Origin of the sequence: Methylobacterium sp. WCS2018Hpa-22, from assembly GCF_031843785.1 — a bacterium.
Taxonomy (GTDB): domain Bacteria; phylum Pseudomonadota; class Alphaproteobacteria; order Rhizobiales; family Beijerinckiaceae; genus Methylobacterium.
On record NZ_JAVTJA010000028.1, the window covers coordinates 1 to 20,898 of the forward strand.

Here is a 20,898-nt window from a genome sequence, read left to right on the forward strand (position 1 = left end):
GCGATGGCCCCCGCCGCTTCGGCATTCGCGGCGGAGCCCGACCGCTTGATCGGCGCGAGCTTGAGCCTGTCGACCACGGTGCGGATCGCCGCGCCGACTTCGCTCTGGCGCGACCGGTCGAGGGCCCCGCGGGCGAGGTCGTCCTGCGCGAGGCGAAGGCCTGCCAGCACGACCTCGTCGTAATAGGTCACCAGCGCCCGCGCCTTCAGCACCTGCCGGCCCTGCTCGATCGCCTCGGCCGGGTCTCCGGCGAGCATGCGCTGGTAGAAGATTTCGGGCGGCGCCAGGGCCGGCTGGTCGCCGAGGATGACGTCGAGGAACCAGAGCCGGTCCACGTGGCGGCCGAGGACGACGAGACAGACCGTAATCGGCGTCGCGAGGACGAGGCCGATCGGTCCCCAAAGGAAGGTCCACACCGTGGCCGCCAGGATGACCGCCAGCGGCGAGAGGCCGGTGGAATGGCCGTAGAGCAGCGGTTCGACCACATGGCCGGCGATGGGCTCGACGATGAGGAACAGGAGCGCGGTGGCGATGACCATCGACCAGCCGGGATCCACCGCAGCGGCCAGGATCAGGGGCAGAAGGGCGCTGATCGCGCCACCGATATAGGGCACGAAGCGCAGGATCGCCGCCAGCACGCCGAACAGGATCGGGCTAGGCACCCCGATGAACCAGAGGCCGGTGCCGATGACCGCGCCAAAGGCGATGTTGAGGGCGAGCTGCGCCAGGAAGAACCGGCTCAGCCGGCTCGTGGCGTCGTCGATGGCCGCCGTGGTGCGGCGCAGGTCGCCCGAGCCGGCGAGCCGGATGGCGCGGTTCCGCAGGTCTTCCCGCTGCAGCAGGATGAAGATCGTGAAAAGGAGGATCAGGCCTGCTGTGGCGAGGGGGTGCAGGATGGGCCCGACGAAGGCGCCGAGCGTCGTGGCGAGGGCAGCCTGCGGGGTCGCGACCACCACGTGGAGGGGGTTGGCGCGGCTGCCCGATCGGCCCGGAAGATCTTCGTCCTTCGGGGCCGCGGGCTGCAGTTCCTCGCCGAGGTCCTGCACCATGTCGACGATGCGAGACAGGGTTCCGCTGCCCGAGGTCGCCTCCTTCACCGAGGCGATCTTCTCGCGGATGGTGATCTGGTAGCGCGGCAGGTCGGAGGCGAGCTGGCCCGCCTCGGTGGTGATGAGCAGCCCGACCCCGATGATCGCCGCGAAAGCCGCCACCACCACGAGGGGCGCCGCCGCGGCGCGCGGCACCATCGCCCGCCTCAGCACGCGCACGGCGGGCACCAGGACGAAGCTGAGGAGGATCGCCAGGACCACGGGTACGATGATGTCGCGGCCGAAATACAGCATCGACGCGATGGTGACGACCAGCAGGCACGAGGCCAGGATCGTGAACACCGGCATCGCCTGCCGCATCAGGCGCGCGGTGATGGGATCGTCACTCATGGAGGATGGGTCTTCTCGTCTCGACGCGTGTCAGTGGAAGCCCCGTCCCGACGGGACGCGCGAAGTCCTGGATCGGACCATCGGTCAGGCCGGCGTTTCCGCGCCGCCCAAAGCCGCGCCGATCTGGGTGAGGAGCTTGGAGAAGTCGATGGGCTTGGGATGGTAATCGTCGCAGCCGGCCTGGATCGCCTTGTCGCGGTCGCCCAGCATGGCGTGGGCGGTGAGCGCGATGATCGGGATGTCCCGGGTATCGCCGCTGGATTTCAGGGCGCGGGCCGCCGACCAGCCGTCGAGGATGGGCAGGTTCATATCGAGGAGGATCACGTCCGGCCGTCCGGCGCGGGCCTGCTGCACGCCGGCCTCGCCGTCATGGGCCAGGATGACGTCGTAGCCACGTCGCTTGAGACGGCGGGACAGGAAGTCCCAGATCTCTTCATGATCTTCCACCAGCAGGATCTTGGCCATCAACGGAACTCCGGCATCATCTCGACCCGACTCTTCGGGCCTGCGCTTGCGTGATCGTTCGTTCGGGAGGCCTGGATCCCTCTCGCACGACCACTCGTGTTGAAGACATCGGTCTCCGTGCCTGCCGGCCCGGCCACGACGTCCCTGCCCCCTCCGCCGCCGGCTGGAGCCGGATATGTCCGGCCGTGCGGCGGAGGGGTGCAAAGGCCATCGCCCTCTCCTCGCCCGGCCCCGGATGGTCGCTCCCCACGGCGGAGCGTCCTGGTGTCAGGCGTGACGATGAACTGCAACGCACCAATCGCGCTTCCGGTCCTCGATGCCGACAATTCTATCGTCCGTCACGGACGAGATACGAAGCGGCAAGGCGGGAAGAGATCGAATCCGTCGGCGGGGCCGGGAGGCGAAGCCCGGACGCGGTGCTAAATTGCGCTCGTGACGAGGATCGCAGCGATGACGGCGACGGCATCCTCGATGAAGGCGGCCGGCCGGTCCGAACCGAAGGAGGCGGCCATCCACGCCCTCGCCCGGGAGCCGACCAGCGTTCCGATGACGGCGCCCGCCGCGCCCGCCAGGGCTCCGGCGACGGGCTGTCCGAGGCCCGTCCCGATCGCACCGCCGCACAGGGCGCCGCTCGCGATCCGCGCGGCGAACTGCACGGGCACGGTGCGGCTCGGCGTGGCGGGAAGCGTGTCCGTGACGAACTCGGCGAGCGCGAGAAGGGTGAGGATGACGGCCGTCGAGCGGTAGCCGAGAAAGGCGAGCCAGCTCCCGTCGAGGGAGATCCAGCCGAGATGCGCCGCCCAGGCGACGGCCGCCGGCGCGGTCAAGGTCCGCAGACCCGCCACCATCCCGATCAATCCCGCGAGAACGATCCCGGCCATGGAGTTTTCCTGCTGCGACGCCATCGTCGAAGCCGGAAGATCGACCGGGCACGGGCCAAGTCAAGGTGGGCTTAGGGAAGCGGCGCCGCGCGTGTCCCCGATACGAGCGGCTGGACCGAACGAAAACGGGGCCCCGCAGGGCCCCGAATTTCCGTCACTCGCCGTCGATCTGGCGTCCGAGCTGGGCAATCGCCTTCTGGTAGACGGTGGCGGCGTTCCATCCCTGGATGGCCGCGAAGTTCGGCTCGCCCGGCTGGTAACCGGCTCCGGCCCTCCAGCCGTGGCCCTTGAGGAAGTTCGCGGTGGCGTTGAGCGCGTTGGGGGCGCTGTCGAGGCTTCCACCGGTGCTGTAGGTCAGCACGTTCTTGGGCAGGAACTGGGTGTGGCCGACCTCGCCATGGGCGGCGCCGCGGGTCGAGGCGTTGAGGATGCCACGATCGACGAGGGTGAGGGCCGCGTAGAGCTGGTCGGTGAAGAAGTCCGAACGGCGGCAATCGTAGGCGAGGGTCGCCACGGCGGAGAGCGTATTGATATTGCCGCGAACGGCGCCGAAGCCCGTCTCCATGCCCCAGATCGCCAGGAGCGGGCCGGCCGGCACGCCGTAGCGCTGCTCGATCGAGGCGAACAACGCCGCGTTGGTCTGTTTCAGCTTGCGGCCGCGCGCGACGATGGTGGGGCCGCCGCGCTTGGCCAGGAACTGGTCGAGAGTCAGGCGGAAGCTCTTCTGGCCCCGGTCGGCAGAAATGGTGGCGCCGGAATAGGAGGTCTCCATAAGGGCGGCGAGGCTCGCGGCGCTGGCGCGTCCCTTCGCTTCCTGCGCGAACTGGGTCTTCCACGCCTCGAAACCGCTGGCCGTGTTGCCGCATTGGGCCGCCTGCGCCGTGCCGGCCATGCAGGCCAGGGCACCGAGGCCGGCGGCGATGATGGCTCCCTTGTAGCCGCGTCTGGTCATCCGAAACTCCTTCGTCGCGGCAGCTCTCAGGAGACCGCCAGCTTTGCCGATCGCCCTAAGCCGTTCCGCATGGGAAGGCTACAACCTTGCTGAGGTGTCGGGGCGCCCGGTCCCAGTTCCCGACAAGATGTGATCTTACGGTTACCACCCTGACCATCCGCGAGTGCCCTGCCTGAGCTCGATCCGGCAGCGTTGCACAATCCGCCGACTCCGCGATGCGCTCGATTCCGCTCGCCTCCGAGGGGGATGCGATCGGACGCATATCGCCTTGCGCCGTCGATAAGCAGGCTATTATGCATGCAAGACAAAGCAGTGGAAATTTACTGACGCATGAAATATCGGTTATTATGAAAAATATCACCTATTGATTCATCACTAAATTGCATATTTAGAAGAATTACAATGTTTCTACTGGATATTGTCAGAGTATATCATTGGTAATACTTGTGATCCCGGAGTGTTTCCGGAGCCGACAATGCAAGACCAAACAGGATGCGTGACAAACGCGGTGGGGCTCGACCGCCGAGCCGCCAACCGCTTGCCGTGGTTGCTGGCGGGCGGAGCCGCCCTCGTCCTCGCGGACACGGCCTGGGCCCAGAACGGCCCCGTGGTGCAGGCCGCGTCCCCGATGGCCGTGTCCCTCGATCAGATCACCGTCGACGGCGATGGCCGGAGGACCATCGGGTATCAGCCCCGGCGCACCAGTTTCGGGGCCGGGTCGGACACCTCGCTCCTCGACACGCCCGCCAACATCGCCGTGGTGCCCGCCACGGTCCTGCGCGACCAGGCCGTCCTCTCCCTCGACGAGGCCCTGCGGAACGTCAGCGGCACCGCCCAGGCCAACAGCCTCGGAGGCACGCAGGAAGGCGTGATCCGGCGCGGATTCGGGACCACGCGGGACAGCTCGATCCTGCGGGATGGCCGCCGTACGGTCCTGCAGCAGAACTTCAATTACGCCATCGAGCAGGTGGAGGTGCTGAAAGGGCCCGCCTCCCTGCTTTACGGCATCTCGGAGCCGGGAGGTCTCATCAACCTCGTCTCGAAGCGTCCCGAATTCACGTCACACGGCGCCCTCGGCATCACCGGGACGAGCTTCGGCGGCGGTCTCGTCCAGGCCGACGTGACCGGGCCGATCGAAGGCACCAACCTCGCCTATCGGGTGGTCGGCGATTTCCAGGATTATCAATACTGGCGCAATTTCGGAGCGATCGAACGACAGGTCGTGGCACCATCACTCACCTGGAAGGGCGACGACACCAAGGTGACGGTGGCCTACGAGTTCTCGCATTATAATATTCCATTCGACCGCGGCACCATCTTCGATCCGCGCACCGGCCGTCCCCTGAAGGTCCCGCGCGACCGCCGCTTCGACGAACGCTTCAGCAGCGTCGACGCCACGAGCCATCTCGCCAGCCTCGACATCGAGCATCGCTTCAACGACGATTGGCGGCTGCATTTCGGCTACAGCTTCAGCCATCTCGGCTACGACGACAATCAGGTCCGCGCGGTCTCGTACAATGCCGAGAGGGGCATGCTGACCCGAAGGGCCGACTCGACCCAGGGCGGCGACTTCAACGCGCATGTGGCCCGCCTCGACCTGACCGGACGCGTCGACACGTTCGGCCTGCGGCACGACATCCTGGCCGGCGCGATGTACGAGCGGGTGGATTACTTCCGCAAGACTACCATTCGCGGAGCGAACCAGGGCGGCTTCAACGTCTTCGACCCGATCTATGATCGCCTCGGCCCGTCGAGCCAGGTTTCGCTCACGGGGAGTGACGTCCGCGATCGGCTCAACAACACCAGCCTCTATCTCCAGGACTCGTTCCACCTCACCGACCAGCTCATCCTGGTGGCCGGAATCAGCGCGCAGATCTACGATCAGCTCGCCTATGCCGGACGACCGTCCGTGGTCACCACCGACATCAACGGCGTGCAGCCGGTCCCGCGTGCCGGGATCGTCTACAAGCTGACGCCCGATCTCTCGCTCTATGGCAGCTTCAGCCGCTCGTTCCGACCCAACGTCACGGATCTGGAGACCAACGGCTCCCTCGCCCCCGAGGAAGGCGAGGCCTACGAGGTCGGTGTGAAGGCGGATCTCGGCCCCGGCCTCACCGTGACGGGAGCCATGTTCGACGTCGAGAAGGCCAATGTGCTGGTCACCCAGGTGGTGGACGGGGCACGGCTCGCCACCACCGCCGGTAAGGCCCGTTCGCGCGGGTTCGAACTCGACTTCGCAGGTCAGATCCTGCCCGATTGGGCGGTGATCGGCAGCTACGGCTTCACCCAGGCCCTCGTGACCGAGGATCCCATCCTCGCGGGCAAGGAGCTTCAGAACACGCCGCGCGTGACGGCCTCCGCCTTCCTCACCCACCAGTTCGGCGCGGTGACGCGGGAGGGCGAGCTCGGCTCCATGCGCCTCGGCCCCGGTTTCCTCGAGGCCGGCTTCGGTACCCGCTATATCGGCGAGCGGCCGGGCGATGCCGCCAACACCTTCACCATGCCCCACTACCTCGTCTGCGATGCCTTCCTCGCCTATCGCACGGCGGTGAACGGTCGGGCGACAACGATCCAGCTCAACCTCAAGAACCTGTTCGACGAGACCTATTATACGTCATCGGCGGCCAGCAACCTGCTGGTGGCCGTGGGCGAGCCGTTCCAGGCCCTGGTGACGGCGCGCGTGACGTGGTGACAAGGGTCCGCTGAGGCGCTGACCCCGCGATCGTCCTGACAATGACGGGCCGGATGCCCTATCCGGCCCGTCGGCGTTTTCAGAAGGACAGCCTCATCCCCGCGACCACGTTGCGCGGCGCCCCGGCGAAGACCGAGCCCGTGGTGGCGGCGAGCACGCCCGCACCGTTCTGCAGGCCGCTCGTGGCGCTGAGGGAGTTCGCGAGGTTCTGGGCCGAGGAGACGTAGGTCTCGTCGAAGACGTTGCGGACTTCCGCGTAGAGGCTGATGCGTTTGGCGTATCCGCCGGGGAGGTCGGCCGCGTAATGCACGTTGGCATTGACGACGGTGTAGCCCGGCGCCTTCAACTGGTTGGCGTTGTCGAGGAAGAAGCCGTCCTGGACCACCGCTTCCACATAGGCACCGAGGCCGGCGAGCGGCCCTGTCGGCTGGTCGTAGCCGATACGGGCGAGGAGCTGGTGGGCGGGCACGCCCGGGATGGCGTTGCCGGCGCGGTCGAACCTTTCGGTGAAGGCTCCGGCGCTGAGTTGCTCGGTGTATGTCGTATAGATCTGGTCGTCGAACGTGTAGGCGGCGACCGCGCGCCATCCGGGTGAGAAGGCCCAGTCGGCCGCGAACTCGATGCCGCGATGCTCCGAGGCCGGGGCGTTGAACGTGTAGCTCAGGAGCCCGGCGCCGGGGGATTGCGAGACGAGCTCGTTGCGGAAGAACTCGTAGAAACCGGTCAGGCTGAGGCGCAGATTCTCCGTCGGAGTCCAGTCGGCGCCGAGATCGAAGCCGAGATTCTCCTGGGTCTGGAGCTGGGTGTTGCTGCCCGGAAGGCCGGCGGGGGTGATGAACAGGTTGCTCGCCGCCGGCGTGGTGTATCCCGTGGCGGCCCGCCCCCGGAACGCCCAGGCGGCGTTCGGCCGGTAGACCAGGGCGAGTTCGGGCGCGACGTTGAGGAAGCTGCGGTCGGTCGTGGCCACCGTCGTCGTCCGTCCCGCCGCCGAATAGCCGTAGGCGACGTTGCGCCCGGTGATGGTGGTGTTCTCCGCCGCGATGCCGAGGACACCCGTCCACTGATCCGAGAGCGCGACCTCCGTCCTTGCACGGCCACCGAGATTCGATTGCACCGCCTCCTGGTCGCCGATCAGCGCGCCGAGCGTCGGTCCGCCATAGGGGGCGCGGTTAAAGGTCGTGATGTGGTTGTCGATGGTGTTGTAGGCGAGCGCCACGTAGCCCACCGCCGGCAGGCCGAAGAGGTCGCCGCGCCGGGTCAGGTCGGTGAGGAAGTTCCAGGACGGATAGGAGCCGCGCGACGAGGACGTATAGAAGGGCTGGTTGAAGTTGCGCTCGTCGAAGCCGAGCTGCGTGCGCCACGTGGTCTGCGCGTCGATATCGTGCTCCCAGCGCGCCGCCACGATGGTGCGGCGGTCCTTACGCCCGAAGGCGCCCTCGTCCGCCGTCACCGGCACGGTGGCGCCGAAGGCCCCGTTGATGCGCAGGTTCGTGAGCGTGCAGCCCGGGGCGGCGGTGGCCACAGCCGCGCAGCCGCGCTGATAGGGATTGATGCCGAACTGGTCGAGGGAGGAGCGGGCGGGAAGGTCCGCGTTCACCTGGTTGTTGATCACCTTCAGGGTGAAGCGGTTGTCAGGGGTGGGCGTGTAGCTCGCCAGCAGGTTGATGGTCTGGGTGTCGTAGGAGGAATGGCCCTGGTAGCCATTGCCGCGCGCGTCGCTGGCGAACAGGCTGATCTCCACCGGACCGCTGGCGCCGCCCACGGTGAAGTAATTGCTGAGATAGCCGAAGCTGCCCGCCTCGGTGCCGATTTCGTAGCCGTTGATCTCGCGGCCCGTCCGCGTCCGGAAGGCCAGCGCGCCGCCGGTGGCGTAATTGCCGAACAGGGCCGATTGCGGCCCGCGGAACACGTCGATGCGGGAATAGGCACGCGGATCGACGAGATCGAAGCGGGAGGCCCCGTCCGGCTGCGTCAGGATGAACCCGTCCTCCAGGACCACCATGTTCTTGGTGACGCCGGTGGAGCGGGCGTTGTTGCCCCGGATCGAGATGACGACGTCGCGCGCGCCGTTGCCCTGGCGCACGGTGACGCCCGGGCTGTTGACGAGGACCGAGCCGATATCGGTGGCGGGGCGATTGTCGATCGTCCCGCTGCGCCCGACCTGCGTCACCACCTGCCCTACGGGCTGTTCGATGACGCTGGGGGCCGAGCCCTGGGGCGAGGCGACGCCGAAGCCGCTCCGGCCTGGCTCTCCGACGACGGAGAGTTCCGGCAGCGTGACGCCGTCCTCGGCGGCTTGCGCCAGGGCGTCGGCATTCGCGAGCGGCAGGGCGGCGAGGGCGAGGAGGGCATGCCGGGCGCCGATGCGGCGGGCGGCATGAGGGAAACGGGAGGATGACATCGAGGGGAGCATTCCGGATCGCGGCAGAGGGGATGCGCCGTGGGGAGACGGCGCGCGCTGGATCAGGACGCGGTCGGCGGTGCGCGCGGCTGGCCGGCCGGGCGATGTGGACGGGCCGGCTCGGATGGCGGCGGGATCGGCCAGGCCAGCGCGTGCCATCCCTGGCGCCGCGCCACCGATGGCGCTTGGGGAACGAGTGGGCTCGACAGCCCGACCGCGCAGAGCGGGCAGGCCTTGCAGGCCGGCGCGGCGGGAGACTGATCCCCGATGGCGGGGGAGCCCTCCGCATGACCGCAGATCGCCGAGAGCACGAGCAGGTCGACCGAGGTTCCCGCTACGGCGTGGTCCGCCATCATCCGCAAGCCGGCCAGCGGTGCGATCGCCTGTCCCCACAGGGCGAGCAGGATCAACCCGCTGCCGAGGCAGAGGCGCATGGCGCGCAGGGCGCGAAATTGGCGGATGAGGTCGGTCACGGGCGCGGTCCCCGCGTCGCTCGGATCAGGCCGCCGCCGGTCGCCGCGCTTGGCGCCGGAGGGCCTGGATGCCGAGATCGAGCCCGATCATGGCGAGGATGGCGAGGCCGGTCAGTGGAAACAGCGCGCCCAGCCCGAGGACCAGGGCGGTGACCGTGGCGGCGATCCGGCGGTCGCGCGGCCAGGGCGGGACGCCGAGACCGCTCGCCGGCCGCCGCTTCCACCACATGGTTCCGGCTGTGACGCTGAGCAGCATCGTGGCGAGGCAGAAGGCGAGCATCGCCAACTGGTTCAGGCGGCCCCAATACTCGCCCTTGTGCAGGCCGATTCCGTACTGGATCGCCTGCCCGACGCCGCCGAGATCGGCGAAGGCCACGTCCACCAGAGGGGCGCCGGTATATTGGTCGAGGGAGATCAGCCGCTGGCGGTCGACGTCGCGCGGGTAGATCGCGGCGGCATAGATGCCGGTGGGTCCCTCGGGCAGCGCGACCTCGTAGCCGCGTGGCATGCCGAGGCCGTCGAGGATGGCCAGGGCCCGGTCGAGGCCGATGGCGGGCGCGTCCGCCGGTTGCGAGACCGGCATCGGCGCGTCCTCCATGGTCCAGCCCGCCTGGGTCAGCCGGTCCTTCATCGGCACGGCGGACACCGCCTTCCCCGCCCACAAAGCGCGCGGCTGGCCGAGCCCCGCTTCGTTGGACAGGGCGCGGACCTGCTGGCCCCACCAGACCGACCAGGGCAATCCGGTGATCGCGAGGAAGAACAGGCCGGCGCCGGCCACGAGCCCGGTCAACGCGTGGAGGTCCCGCCACCAGACGCGCTTGGACGGCCTCGCCCGGACTGTCACGACACCACCCCCCTGCCCGCGCGGCCACCACAGATAGGTGCCGGTGACGACGAGGATGATCGCGAAGCCTGCCACCACCTCCACGATCCCGTTGGCGACCGTGCCGAAATAGCTGAGGCTGTGCAGGCGCCTCACCACCATCATCGGGTCGTTCTCGGTGTTCACGACGTCGAGGACGTCGGCGTTGTAGGGGTCGAGGTAGACCTGAATCCGGCTGCCGCCCTCCCTCATGGTCACGAGGGTGGAGGCGGTCGCGGAGGCCGGGCCGGTGAAGGAGACCGGCACACCGCCCGGAACCGCTTCGGAGGCGGTGTAGACGAGGCGGCTCGCGCTCACGGGCGCCCGGTTCTGCGCCGCCACCTCGGTCCGGTGGGCGAAGACCGTGGCGTTGATCTCGTCCTTGAACAGGTAGAGCGCGCCGGTCGTCGAGAGCAGGACGAGGAAGGGCAGGCACAGCAGGCCGGCGTAGAAGTGCCAGCGCCAGACGGCGCGATAGATGCCGTCGCGGGACACGCGCATGGCGTCGGCCCCGCGAAATGCGTGGGCGCCGCCCTGGGACGATGGGGTCATCGGGAACAATCCGGGTCTGAGCGATCGAAACGGTCTGATCTCTCAGGCGGAAGGCGGACCTCGCGATCCGGTGGATTGGTCGGGCGGTGCCCGCGCGGCGGGGACCACCACGTCCGGACGTGGCGGAAGCGGGGCGGGGCGGGCCTGCCAGACCACCGTCGCGAAGGCCGTGTCCTGTCCCGGCGCCTGCGGTCCCGCATGGGCCGCCGTGCAGCACGCATGCGCGCAGGCCGGGCTCGCATCGGCGGGATCGTCCGGTGCGTCATGCCCGCAGAGGGCGCTTTCCCATCCCGCCGGGGCCGGTGGCGCCATCGTGCCGAGGAAGGCCTGGAGACACAGGCCGTAGAGCGCGATCATGGCGATGATCGCGCGCAGGCCGGCCGTCCCTGGCGAGAGCTTCCGCATGATGAGGCCTTACGGCACGGGTTCGCGCGCCGTCAACGTGGCGAGCGGATCGGTGGTGTCTCGGTGTGCGGTATGGCTGTGGGCGACGGAGCGGGTGATGTCTTTCCTTTCCGCTTTCCCGTAAGTACGAGCTGAAAGTGCACGTGCCGGCCCTACAACTTGCTGTCGCGCGTCGCCAAAGCCAGCGCCGCTTCTTGCGTGACCTCTGAGGTGGCCGACACATTCGGTCTCACGCCGACACCGCCCCAGTTGCCGCCCGTTATCGGATTCGCTGCCCTGCCGGTCGGCACGACGACGAAGAAATCCGAGCCGAGCTCGTTGAGGCCACCCGGATTGGCGCCCCCGCGCGTTTTCTCACCGACGATGGTCGCGCGTTTCAGGGCCTGTAGATCGTAGGCGAACTCCTCGCCTGCCGAATATGTCTTGGGACCGACCAACACGTAGACCGGCTTGCCGAGGTAGCTCACGCGGGTGGGCGAACTCCAGAACGACTCCGTTCGGAAACTCATCGTCCCGCGATTGCGCCAGATCAGATCATTGATGTGAACGCGCTGGCTTGGATCGAGAAAGAAGCTGACGAGGTAGGCGACGGAAGCCGGATGGCCGCCGCCATTGTCGCGCATGTCGACGATGAGCGCAGCGGTGTCCGATAGGTCCTGCATCGCCTTGTCGGCGGCCGGCTTGAAATCCCCGGGCGGAATGAAGCTGGCGAGGTGGATGTATCCGACATTGCCAGCCAACCGCTTCACCTGAAAGCCGGTCCCTCGCATGTCCAAAGGCTTGGGCCGGTTCGCGAAGGGATCGCCATGGATCACCCTCACGTGGTTGTCGCTGGTAAGCGACCGCAGGCGTTCGGTGAGTTGCGTGGCGAACTCGCCGGGATCGCTCGCCTTCGCATAGGCATGGGCATCCAGATCACGTTGGATTGCATCCGCGGCCTGCTTTCCCAGATCGGGGAATACGTATCCTTCTCTCAGCTCGGCGGCGATGCCGTTCACGACTTTCCTGACCGTGTCCTGGGCGAGGGGCGCACGCTTCAAGCTTTCCGTTGAGATATCGGCTTTGGAAATGGAGGGTGCCGCCATGTTCGCCAGTACAGTTGTGCAAAATACTGCTGCGACAACGGATCGACGACGGCGCATGGCTAAACCTCCAACTACTCCCGGCAACCATATTGTCCGCCTTGGACAATGGCCAGCGAGGTCGCCCGACTTCTCGTAAGGGTCGAAGGCCGCCGCTGGCCCGGAGCAAATTCCAAACCAAAGCACGACCGGCGGAACCTATCCCGTCCGCCGTCGCGATTGATCGCCTCACGCGCCGGCATGTTCGGCGATGTAATGGCCGATGGCGCTGGCGGCGTTGAGCATGTGGGCGCGCATCCGCCTCGCGGCGGCGTCGCCGTCGCCCTCGGCGATGGCGGCCAGGATCTCGCCGTGCTCGGCGCGGGAGGTCCTGATCCGCTCGCCATGGCGCAGCTGCGTGCGGCGAAACCCCGATAGGCGGGTGCGCAAGGCGAGCGCCTGTTCCAGCAGGAAGCCGTTATGGGTGGCGCCGTAGAGGGCCTCGTGGAAGCCGCGGTTCAGCGTGTCGTAGGCGTCCACATCGCCCGCCTCCACCATCGCCTCCGACTGGGCATGCAGGTCCATGAGGTGGCTGCGCTCGAGCGGTGTCATCCGGTAGGTGGCGAGACGCACGCACATCGCCTCGAACTCGGCGGTGGCCTCGAACATGTCCATGATTCGCTCCGGCGTCATCCGGGTGACGACGACGCCCCGGCGCGGGCGCAACTCCACGAGCCCGTTGAAGGCGAGCTGGCGCAACGCCTCCCGCACCGGCGTCCGGGAGGCGCCGAAGCGGTCGGCGAGGTCCTGTTCGTCGAGGGCCGTGCCCGCGCTCAGGGTGCCGGCGGCGATCTCGTCGGTCAGGGCGTTGCGGATCAGGTCGGAGAGAAGCCCCCGCTCCTCGGCGATGCCGTCCATGATCGTCGTCCCCTCCCCGCTTGCGTTGCCGGACCGCCTCACGATGTCCCTCATCCCAGATGGGGCGGATCGTCAAGCGGGAGAGGGAGGATCCTAGCACGCCCGGAATGCCGAGGCCTCGTCTTATCGCCATCTCGTATTCTTTACCTCGCCGATAACCCATATCGGTATACCCAGAATTGACTTGGTCGCCAGACGGGGTACGCATGGCGCGATACGAGACGGTCCGCGACCTGTCGCTGGCCGCGCGTTCCCACGGTCGCCGCCGATGCGGGGCCGGATGACGAGAGGCGGATCGGATGGCCGATTGGCGGGTGCAGCGGAATGCCAGGGACGCGCGGATCGAGCGCGGCCGCGCCCATGCCGAGGGCAAGGTCGTGCCCGCTTCGGCGGTGGTCGACCTGCTGGAAGCGGTGCTGCTGCCGGGCGACCGGGTCTGCCTCGAAGGCGACAACCAGAAACAGGCGGATTGCCTCGCGAGGGGCTTGAGCGCCTGCGACCCGGCGCGGGTCCACGACCTGCACATGGTTCAGTCCGGGATCGTGCTGCCCGAGCATCTCGATATTTTCGAGCAGGGCATCGCCCGGCGCCTGGACTATTCCTATTCCGGGCCGCAGGGCGCTCGCATCGCCCGGATGCTCTATGGCGGGCAGATCGCGCTCGGCGCGGTGCACACCTATCTCGAACTCTTCGCGCGCTACTTCATCGATCTCACACCCAACGTCGCCCTCATCGCGGGCGTCTCGGCGGATCGTGACGGCAACCTCTATACCGGCCCCAACACCGAGGACACGCCGACGGTGGTGGAGGCGACCGCCTTCAAGAACGGCGTCGTGATCGCGCAGGTGAACGCAATCGTCGACCGGGTCCCCCGTGTCGACATCCCCGGCGACCGGGTGGATTTCGTAGTAGAGGCCGACAGGCCGTTCTACGTGGAGCCGCTCTTCACCCGCGATCCGGCGGCGGTCACCGAGACGCAGATCCTGATGGCCATGATGGCGATCAAGGGGATCTACGCCGAATACGGCATCCGCCGGCTCAACCACGGCATCGGCTTTGGCACCGCCGCCATCGAATTGCTGCTGCCGACCTTCGCCGAGCGGCTCGGCCTGAAGGGCAAGATCGCCACCCACTGGGCACTCAACCCGCATCCGAGCCTGATCCCGGCCATCGAATCGGGCTGGGTCGAGCAGATCCACTGTTTCGGCTCGGAAGTCGGGATGGACCGCTACATCCGCGAGCGGCCGGACGTGTTCTTCACCGGCTCCGACGGAAGCCTGCGCTCCAACCGCGCCTTCTGCCAGACGGCGGGGCTCTATGCCTGCGATCTCTTCATCGGTTCGACCCTGCAGATCGATCTCCAGGGTAATTCCTCCACCGTCACCACCAACCGGGTGGCGGGGTTCGGCGGCGCGCCGAATATGGGCTCCGATCCCCATGGCAGGCGTCACCCCTCGGACCCCTGGATGAAGGCCGGCGAGGAGGCCGGCGGCACCGGCGATCCGGCGCTACGCCGGGGCCGCAAGCTCGTGGTGCAGCTGGTCGAGACCTTCGGAGACAAGCTGGTCCCGGCCTTTGTGGAGCGGCTCGACGCTCTCGAACTGGCGCGCAAGCTCGATCTCGAACTCGCTCCCGTCATGGTCTACGCCGACGACGTGACCCACATCGTCACGGAAGAGGGCATCGCCAACCTGCTCCTGTGCCGGACCCTGGACGAGCGCGAGCAGGCGATCCGCGGGGTCGCCGGCTACACCGATGTCGGGCGCGGCCGCGACAACGCCACGGTCGAGTCCCTGCGGGCGCGAAAAATCATCCGCCGGCCGGAGGATCTCGGCATCGATCCCCTGGACGCCGACCGCTCGCTCCTGGCGGCGCGGTCGATCAAGGACCTCGTGCACTGGTCGGGCGGCCTCTACGAGCCGCCGGCCAAGTTCCGGAACTGGTGAGGGAGCGCCCCCATGGAAAAGCTGACCTTCCGGCATCGGACGGCAAAGCCCCTGCCCGGCACCAAGGCCCAGGCGATCACCGGCGTGGTCGCCTCGGGCAACCTCGAAGTACTGATGGAGCGCAGTCTCGCGCCCGACGAATGCACCGTCGAGATCGATACCGCGATCAACGGCTACGGACCGGTCTGGGAGGCGGTGGTCTCCGATTTCGTGGCGCGCCGACAGCCCGGCGGCCTGCGCATCACCATCAACGATGGCGGGGCACGGCCCGACACCGTGACCCTGCGCCTGCTCCAGGGCGCCCGGCTGATGGAGGCCGTGTGATGGCGATGAGCCCCGTCTCCCTCTCCGCCGATCCCCTCGACCAGAGCTGGTACGAGGCCAGCGCCCGCGCCCGCCTCGACGCCCTCGTCGATCCCGGTTCGTTCGAGGAGTTCCTCGGCCCCGAACAGCGGGTGATGAGTCCGCACCTGCCCGCCTTCGACCTGCCGCGCGCCTTCGACGACGGCATCGTGGTGGGACGCGGGAGGTTCGACGGTTCGCTCGTCCTCCTGGCCGCGCAGGAGGGCCGGTTCATGGGCGGGGCCTTCGGCGAGATCCATGGCGCGAAGCTCGTCGGCCTGCTGCGGGCGGCCCTCCAGGTGAAGCCGGCGGCGGTGTTGATCCTGTTCGATACCGGCGGCGTCCGGCTGCAGGAGGCCAATGCCGGCGAGACCGCCATCGCCGAGATCATGCGGGCCATCGCCGATCTGCGCCGGGCCGGCGTGCCGGTGATCGGGCTGATCGGCGGGCGCGCCGGCTGCTACGGCGGCGGCGGCCTCATCGCCGGCACCTGCTCGCGCCTCGTGGTCTCGGAGGGCGGACGCATCAGCGTCTCCGGCCCGGAGGTGATCGAGACCAACAGGGGAGCCGAGGAGTTCGATTCCCGCGATCGGGCGCTGGTCTGGCGCACCATGGGCGGAAAGCACCGCCGCCTCATCGGCGGAGCGGACGCTTTCGCGGACGATACGATCCGAGCGTTTCGCGATGCCGCCCGCCAACAGATCGGCAAGGCGCCGGCTTTCGATCTCGCCACCCTGGAGGCCGAACAGGCTCGCCTCGAAGCCCGCCTCGACCGGTTCGGCGATGCGCGGGACGCCACCGAGATCTGGGGCCGCCTCGGCGTGAACGATCCGGCCGCCGTGCCGGGCCTGGACACGGACCGGTTCGACGCCCTTCTCGCCCGACTGCCGGAGGCGCCCCATGACGCTCGCTGAAATCCTGGCCTCGCTGTTTCCCGAGGGGCACGGCGTCGAGGTCGTGGACGGCCTCATCGGCGGCGACGGGCCTTTCGGAGCGGGCCGTCTCGCGGTCGTCGGGATCGACGGCAACGCGCCGCTCGGGATCGAGGGGGCCTGTCTCCTCGCCGGGCGCGTTGTCGATGTGGTGCGCCGGGGCGGCGAGACGCCGATCCTCGTCGCCGTGGATTCCGACAGCCAGCGCATGAGTCGCCGCGACGAGCTGCTTGGCCTCAACGAATATCTCGCCCATCTCGCCAAGGCGCTGCTCCTCGCCGATGCCAGCGGCCACCCCACGATCGGCCTCGTCTACGGGCACACGGCGGCCGGTGCCTTCATCGCCACCGCCCTGGCAACGCGGGTGCTCGCCGCCCTGCCCGGCGCCCATCCGAGCGTGATGGACTTGGCCTCGGTGGCGCGGGTCACGAAGCTCCCCCTCGAACGGCTGGAAGAGATGGCGACATCCACCTCCGTCTTCGCGCCCGGCCTCGACAACATGGTGAAGGCCGGGGCGGTCCATGCCGTGCTCGACCCCACGGCACCGCTCGGTCCCCAGATCGAAGCCCTCATCGCCGGGAGTTCCACAACGGATGGCCGCGATGCCCTCGGCCAGGAGCGCGGCGGGCGGCTCATGGCGCAGGACATCGCCAGGCGGGTTGTGCGGGCGGCGACGGGCGACGTGGCACGCCGTGACTGAGGACGAGGCGTCGGGTCTGGCCCGCCACGACCTCCTGCGCGTCGACCCGGCATCCTGGGCGCGCCTCCTTGCCGGCCGCCAGGATCTCGACGGCGCTCCCCATCTCGCCGAATGGGCCCGTCGCGGCTGGCCGGTCATCGTCCGCCGCCGCGATCCCGGCGAGCCTGCGGATCACATCCCCGCCGGCCTGCCGCTGCCGCCTTCCGCCGGCAAGCGCCGGATCGGCCTCGCCTTGCCGGCCGCCGCCGCGAGCCGGCTTGCACCGGTCGCCTTGGAGCGGGCGCGCATGACCGCGCCGGAGGCGTGGTGGCCGGTGGTCGATGAGGTGCTAGCCCTCGGGCGCGAGTGCCGCCTCGTGCCAAATGTGTTCGGAAGCCTGCTGTGGCAGGTGCTGACCGGTCTTCCCTATCTCGGGTCGGGCTCCGATCTCGACCTACTCTGGCCGGTCTCTGGCCGGGTCGATCCTCGCTTTCTGCAGGGCCTCGCACGGATCGAGGCGGGCGCGCCGATGCGTCTCGATGGCGAGATCGTCCTGCCCGACCGGGCCGGCATCAACTGGCGCGAACTGCTCGATGCGCCCGAGGGGGGAACCGTCCTGTGCAAGGGGCGGGAGAGCCTCGCCCTGCGCCCCGCCGCGTCGTTCCTCCGGGAGGCGGCGTCATGATCGCCCGCGCCCGCTCTCCGGTCAGGGACGCCCGGATTCCGCTCAGCCCCGGCGACATCGCGGAACGCGCGGTCGAGTCCCTGCGCCGCGAAGTCGAGACCTATCCAAAGCCCGGCCTCGTCAGCCATGTGGATCGCGGCAGCCATGCCGACATGGATGCCGGCACCTTTCGCGCCAGTGCCACGGCCCTCCTGCCCTACTTCGCCGAGTTGGCGGATGCCGGAGCCGCAGGGGCCGGCATGCCCACCCTGCGCCAGATCGGCATCGAGGCCGAAACCGCCATGCGGGAGGTGACGGGCGGGGTGAATACCCATCGCGGCGCCATCTTCGGCCTCGGCCTTCTCACCGCTGCCGCGGGCGCCCTCGCCCACACGGCCTGCCGCTTGCCGCCGGGAGCGCTCGGGCGCCACGTGAGCGAGCGCTACGGCGACGCGATCCTCGCCGGACCCGTCCTGCTCCATGCGCCGGGAGCGGCGGCGCGGCGGCGCTACGGAATCGGCGGAGCGCCCGCCGAGGCTGCGGCCGGATTTCCGACCCTCTACGCCATTGGGCTGCCCGCCCTGCGCCGGGCGCGGCATCTCCGCCTCGGCGATGAGGAGGCGGCTCGCGTCGAGACCTGCTTCGCCCTGATCGCCCATCTCGAGGATACCAACCTGCTCCATCGCGGCGGCGAGGCGGGCTATGCTTTCGCCCGCGCCTCGGCCACGGCCTTCCTCGCCGGAGGAGGCGTCGCGCGGGACGATTGGCGGGCACAAGCGGAGGCCGTCCACCGGGCCTTCGTCGCCCGAAACCTAAGCCCCGGCGGCAGCGCCGACCTCCTCGCCATGACCCTGTTCGTCGATGGACTGGAGGCGGCATGAGTCTCGCGGTCCTGCTCTCGGGCCAGGGCGGGCAGAATCCCGCCATGTTCGATCTCATGGCCGATCATCCCGCCGCTCAGGACATCTTCGCGGCGGCGACGCCCCTCCTCGGCGCCGACCCGCGCGACTTCGCCCGGACGGGCGGCCCGGCCCTGCACGGGAACCGCACCGGTCAGATCCTGTGCTGTGTCGCCGGCCTCACCGCATGGAGCGTCCTACGGGAGAGGTATCCCGGTCGTGTGGTCCTTGCCGGCTACAGTATCGGCGATCTCGCTGCCTGGGGCTGCGCGGGGCGGTTCTCGCCCGCTTCGATCCTGCATCTGGCCGCCGCGCGAGCCGAGGCGATGGATGAGGCCAGCGGGCCGGGCTACGGGCTCGCCGGCCTTCGCGGCCTGTCGCGCGCGCGGGTCACGGCCCTGGTCGAGGAGCACGGCTGCCATCTCGCCATCCTCAACGCCGCCGACAGCGTGGTCGCCGGCGGGGCGGTGGCCGATCTCGAATCGCTCTGTGCTCGGGCTCTCGCCTCGGGCGCGGCGCGGGCCGTGGTTCTGCCGGTCCATACACCCTCGCACACGCCGCTCCTGGCGGCGGCCAGTGCGCGGTTTCACGCGGAGGTGGCGCGGGCCGAGATCCTGACGCCGTCTCGCCTCGGCCCGTCGCCGCCGCCTCGCCTCCTCAGCGGTCTCGATGGTGCCCCGGTCTTCGACGTGGCCAAGGGGCTCGACAAGCTGGCCGAAGCGATCTCGCGGACCATCGATTGGGCGGCCTGTCTCGACGGCATCCGCGAGGCCGGGGCGCGGGCCGTGCTCGAACTCGGCCCCGGCCATGCCCTGGCGACCATGGGGCGGGACGCCATGCCGGACGCGGCCGTCCATGCCGTCGCCGATTTCCGCTCCCTGTCCGGGCTCATGGACTGGCTCGCGGCGAATGCCGGCACGGGCTGACCCGCCCGGTTCTCTTTTGCCTCGTTGCGCCATCATCCGTGTGAACCCCAAGCCCCGCCGCTGCGTTGACGGTGGTAGGGGAGGCTTGACCATGTCGAGATGGATCTACGGGGCCGGTATCCTGGGGGCCGCGCTCGCATCGTCGGGCCCCTGTGCCGCTCAGAACATGGCGCTCACACCGCCCGCGCCGCCGGCGAACGCCAGCCCGAGTGAGCCCGTCCGACATCCCGAGCCTCCTGCGCGACCGCAGCTCCATGCTTTCAGCGGCGAGCTTCCGAACCAGAGGACCGGCCCGATGCGCAACCGTGTGGTCCGCGACATCTGCATCGGCTGCGACCGCTGAATCGGCGGGTCGGGCGAGGGCCGGACATCATCCAGAAACAGAGCGGCGCGAAACGGATCCGCTGCGCTCCGATTGCCCCCCAAGCGAGGCGTGGCGGATGGATGGAGCGGCGTGCCAATGGTGCGCCGCTCCGTCCGTCGTCATGACCGCGCGGACGGGTCGCGCGACCAGACGGGATGTCCCGAGTTTTCCGCCGGTGGTCTATGGATGTCCGAGTGACATCCACCGGAGACGCGTTTGGCTAGCCGCTATGGGCTCGAGATCCGGGCTGCAACCGCTGCCGACGCGGCGGGTCTCGCCGCCCTGTTCCAGGCATCGGGACAGTCCATTGCGGCGAGCGATCTGGCCGAGCGGCTGGATTCCCTGCGCCTCGGGAGCGGGACCGCCCTCATCGCCGTCGAATGGGGGCCGCCGAGCGGTCTCGTCGTCCTGCACTGGTATCGCTCGCTGACGGCGGCTCAGCCCGTCGCCCAGATCACTGACCTCCTGGTCGGACCGGACGAGCGCCGGCGCGGGATCGGCCGTCTCCTGCTGAAGGCGGCCTCGCAGGCCGCTCGCTCGGCCGGATGCGCGACCCTCGAACTCACCGCCTCGCCCGACGAGGAGAGCCTGCGGGCATTCTGCGCCAGAACGGGGTTCGAGCCGGCCGGATCGCTCTTCACCCGGCCGCTGCGCAAGAAGGGCTGATGCCGGTTGCTCCGGGAACCGTGGGATTCACCGCGTCGTTGCCTCCAGTGATCACTTTGACCCGATCAAGGAGACCGGCATGACTCGGACTCTCATTCGCGCGGCGCTCGCCTCGGCATTGATCCTCGGCCTCACCGATGCCGCCCTGGCGCGCGGCGGCACCGGCGGTGGTGGCGATGGGCTCTCGCCTTATTCGGCATTGAGCGGCAACGACCGCTCGGCCGGCGTGAACAACGGCAATTACCGCGATCCCCGGCTCGATCCCTATCTGCAGACCTATGGCCGGCGCTACGTCGCCCCCCGCCCCTATGGCGGCGCGGGCGAATACGGCTATCGCCCGTCGCGCCGGGGCTATGACGGATACGGGTACTGACGGGGC

21 protein-coding genes are annotated in these 20,898 nt (G+C 68.9%); 11 read left to right on the forward strand and 10 right to left on the reverse strand.

The features are described from left to right. From RQI43_RS23690 to RQI43_RS23705, 4 genes are all read right to left on the reverse strand, one after another. A partial coding sequence (locus tag RQI43_RS23690; protein ID WP_311276790.1) for an AI-2E family transporter occupies positions 1–1,439 on the reverse strand: 1,439 nt, incomplete at its 3' end. An 84-nt stretch (positions 1,440–1,523) separates the two neighbouring features. Beyond that, positions 1,524–1,904 carry a response regulator gene (locus RQI43_RS23695; RefSeq protein WP_018043373.1) on the reverse strand — a complete coding sequence of 127 codons (381 nt, stop codon included), beginning with the start codon at positions 1,902–1,904 and terminating at the stop codon, positions 1,524–1,526. 419 nt (positions 1,905–2,323) lie between these two features. Continuing rightward, complete coding sequence (locus tag RQI43_RS23700) at positions 2,324–2,785, reverse strand: DUF4126 family protein (protein WP_207411948.1); 462 nt, start codon at positions 2,783–2,785, stop codon at positions 2,324–2,326. A gap of 154 nt (positions 2,786–2,939) precedes the next feature. Beyond that, entirely contained in the window at positions 2,940–3,737 is a 798-nt protein-coding gene (locus RQI43_RS23705; protein WP_056427226.1) for a lytic transglycosylase domain-containing protein, read from the reverse strand. A gap of 475 nt (positions 3,738–4,212) precedes the next feature. On the opposite strand from RQI43_RS23705, the gene RQI43_RS23710 reads away from it, so the two are divergent. After that, entirely contained in the window at positions 4,213–6,429 is a 2,217-nt protein-coding gene (locus RQI43_RS23710) for a TonB-dependent siderophore receptor (RefSeq protein WP_311276791.1), read from the forward strand. Between the two features lie 79 nt (positions 6,430–6,508). On the opposite strand, the gene RQI43_RS23715 is transcribed toward RQI43_RS23710, so the two are convergent. The 6 genes from RQI43_RS23715 to RQI43_RS23740 form a co-directional block, all read right to left on the reverse strand. Further along, the gene (locus RQI43_RS23715) at positions 6,509–8,830 is read right to left on the reverse strand and encodes a TonB-dependent receptor domain-containing protein (protein WP_311276792.1); all 2,322 of its coding nucleotides are present in this window, start codon (positions 8,828–8,830) and stop codon (positions 6,509–6,511) included. A 62-nt stretch (positions 8,831–8,892) separates the two neighbouring features. Beyond that, entirely contained in the window at positions 8,893–9,303 is a 411-nt protein-coding gene (locus RQI43_RS23720) for a DUF2946 family protein (protein ID WP_311276793.1), read from the reverse strand. A gap of 25 nt (positions 9,304–9,328) precedes the next feature. Then, entirely contained in the window at positions 9,329–10,717 is a 1,389-nt protein-coding gene (locus RQI43_RS23725; protein ID WP_311276794.1) for a PepSY domain-containing protein, read from the reverse strand. A 42-nt stretch (positions 10,718–10,759) separates the two neighbouring features. Continuing rightward, the gene (locus RQI43_RS23730) at positions 10,760–11,122 is read right to left on the reverse strand and encodes a hypothetical protein (protein WP_311276795.1); all 363 of its coding nucleotides are present in this window, start codon (positions 11,120–11,122) and stop codon (positions 10,760–10,762) included. A gap of 152 nt (positions 11,123–11,274) precedes the next feature. After that, a complete protein-coding gene (locus RQI43_RS23735) occupies positions 11,275–12,207 on the reverse strand; it encodes a S41 family peptidase (protein ID WP_311276796.1) in 933 nt (310 codons plus the stop codon). A 225-nt stretch (positions 12,208–12,432) separates the two neighbouring features. After that, complete coding sequence (locus RQI43_RS23740) at positions 12,433–13,101, reverse strand: GntR family transcriptional regulator (protein ID WP_207411974.1); 669 nt, start codon at positions 13,099–13,101, stop codon at positions 12,433–12,435. 299 nt (positions 13,102–13,400) lie between these two features. Here RQI43_RS23740 and mdcA point away from each other — a divergent pair, with 299 nt between their 5' ends. From mdcA to RQI43_RS23790, 10 genes are all read left to right on the forward strand, one after another. Beyond that, positions 13,401–15,047 (forward strand): malonate decarboxylase subunit alpha, encoded by a 1,647-nt coding sequence (gene mdcA / locus RQI43_RS23745; RefSeq protein ID WP_311276797.1) that lies wholly within the window; start codon positions 13,401–13,403, stop codon positions 15,045–15,047. Positions 15,048–15,059: 12 nt separating this feature from the next. Continuing rightward, a complete protein-coding gene (mdcC, locus tag RQI43_RS23750) occupies positions 15,060–15,371 on the forward strand; it encodes a malonate decarboxylase acyl carrier protein (RefSeq protein WP_056427204.1) in 312 nt (103 codons plus the stop codon). Beyond that, entirely contained in the window at positions 15,371–16,303 is a 933-nt protein-coding gene (locus tag RQI43_RS23755) for a biotin-independent malonate decarboxylase subunit beta (protein ID WP_311276798.1), read from the forward strand. Before mdcC ends, RQI43_RS23755 begins: the two co-directional genes overlap by 1 nt. Beyond that, positions 16,290–17,021: a biotin-independent malonate decarboxylase subunit gamma gene (mdcE, locus tag RQI43_RS23760; RefSeq protein ID WP_311276799.1), complete on the forward strand. Its 732-nt coding sequence runs from the start codon at positions 16,290–16,292 to the stop codon at positions 17,019–17,021. Before RQI43_RS23755 ends, mdcE begins: the two co-directional genes overlap by 14 nt. Continuing rightward, a complete protein-coding gene (mdcG, locus tag RQI43_RS23765) occupies positions 17,014–17,685 on the forward strand; it encodes a malonate decarboxylase holo-[acyl-carrier-protein] synthase (protein WP_311276800.1) in 672 nt (223 codons plus the stop codon). The genes mdcE and mdcG overlap by 8 nt, the downstream gene beginning before the upstream one ends. Next, the gene (mdcB, locus tag RQI43_RS23770) at positions 17,682–18,545 is read left to right on the forward strand and encodes a triphosphoribosyl-dephospho-CoA synthase MdcB (RefSeq protein ID WP_311276801.1); all 864 of its coding nucleotides are present in this window, start codon (positions 17,682–17,684) and stop codon (positions 18,543–18,545) included. Before mdcG ends, mdcB begins: the two co-directional genes overlap by 4 nt. After that, positions 18,542–19,489, forward strand: coding sequence for an acyl transferase (locus RQI43_RS23775; RefSeq protein WP_311276802.1), 948 nt, complete (start codon positions 18,542–18,544; stop codon positions 19,487–19,489). The genes mdcB and RQI43_RS23775 overlap by 4 nt, the downstream gene beginning before the upstream one ends. Before the next feature lie 91 nt (positions 19,490–19,580). Beyond that, positions 19,581–19,832, forward strand: coding sequence for a hypothetical protein (locus tag RQI43_RS23780; RefSeq protein ID WP_311276803.1), 252 nt, complete (start codon positions 19,581–19,583; stop codon positions 19,830–19,832). Positions 19,833–20,069: 237 nt separating this feature from the next. Further along, the gene (locus tag RQI43_RS23785) at positions 20,070–20,519 is read left to right on the forward strand and encodes a GNAT family N-acetyltransferase (protein WP_311276804.1); all 450 of its coding nucleotides are present in this window, start codon (positions 20,070–20,072) and stop codon (positions 20,517–20,519) included. A 79-nt stretch (positions 20,520–20,598) separates the two neighbouring features. Further along, entirely contained in the window at positions 20,599–20,892 is a 294-nt protein-coding gene (locus tag RQI43_RS23790) for a hypothetical protein (RefSeq protein WP_056427179.1), read from the forward strand. Positions 20,893–20,898 lie beyond the last annotated feature (6 nt).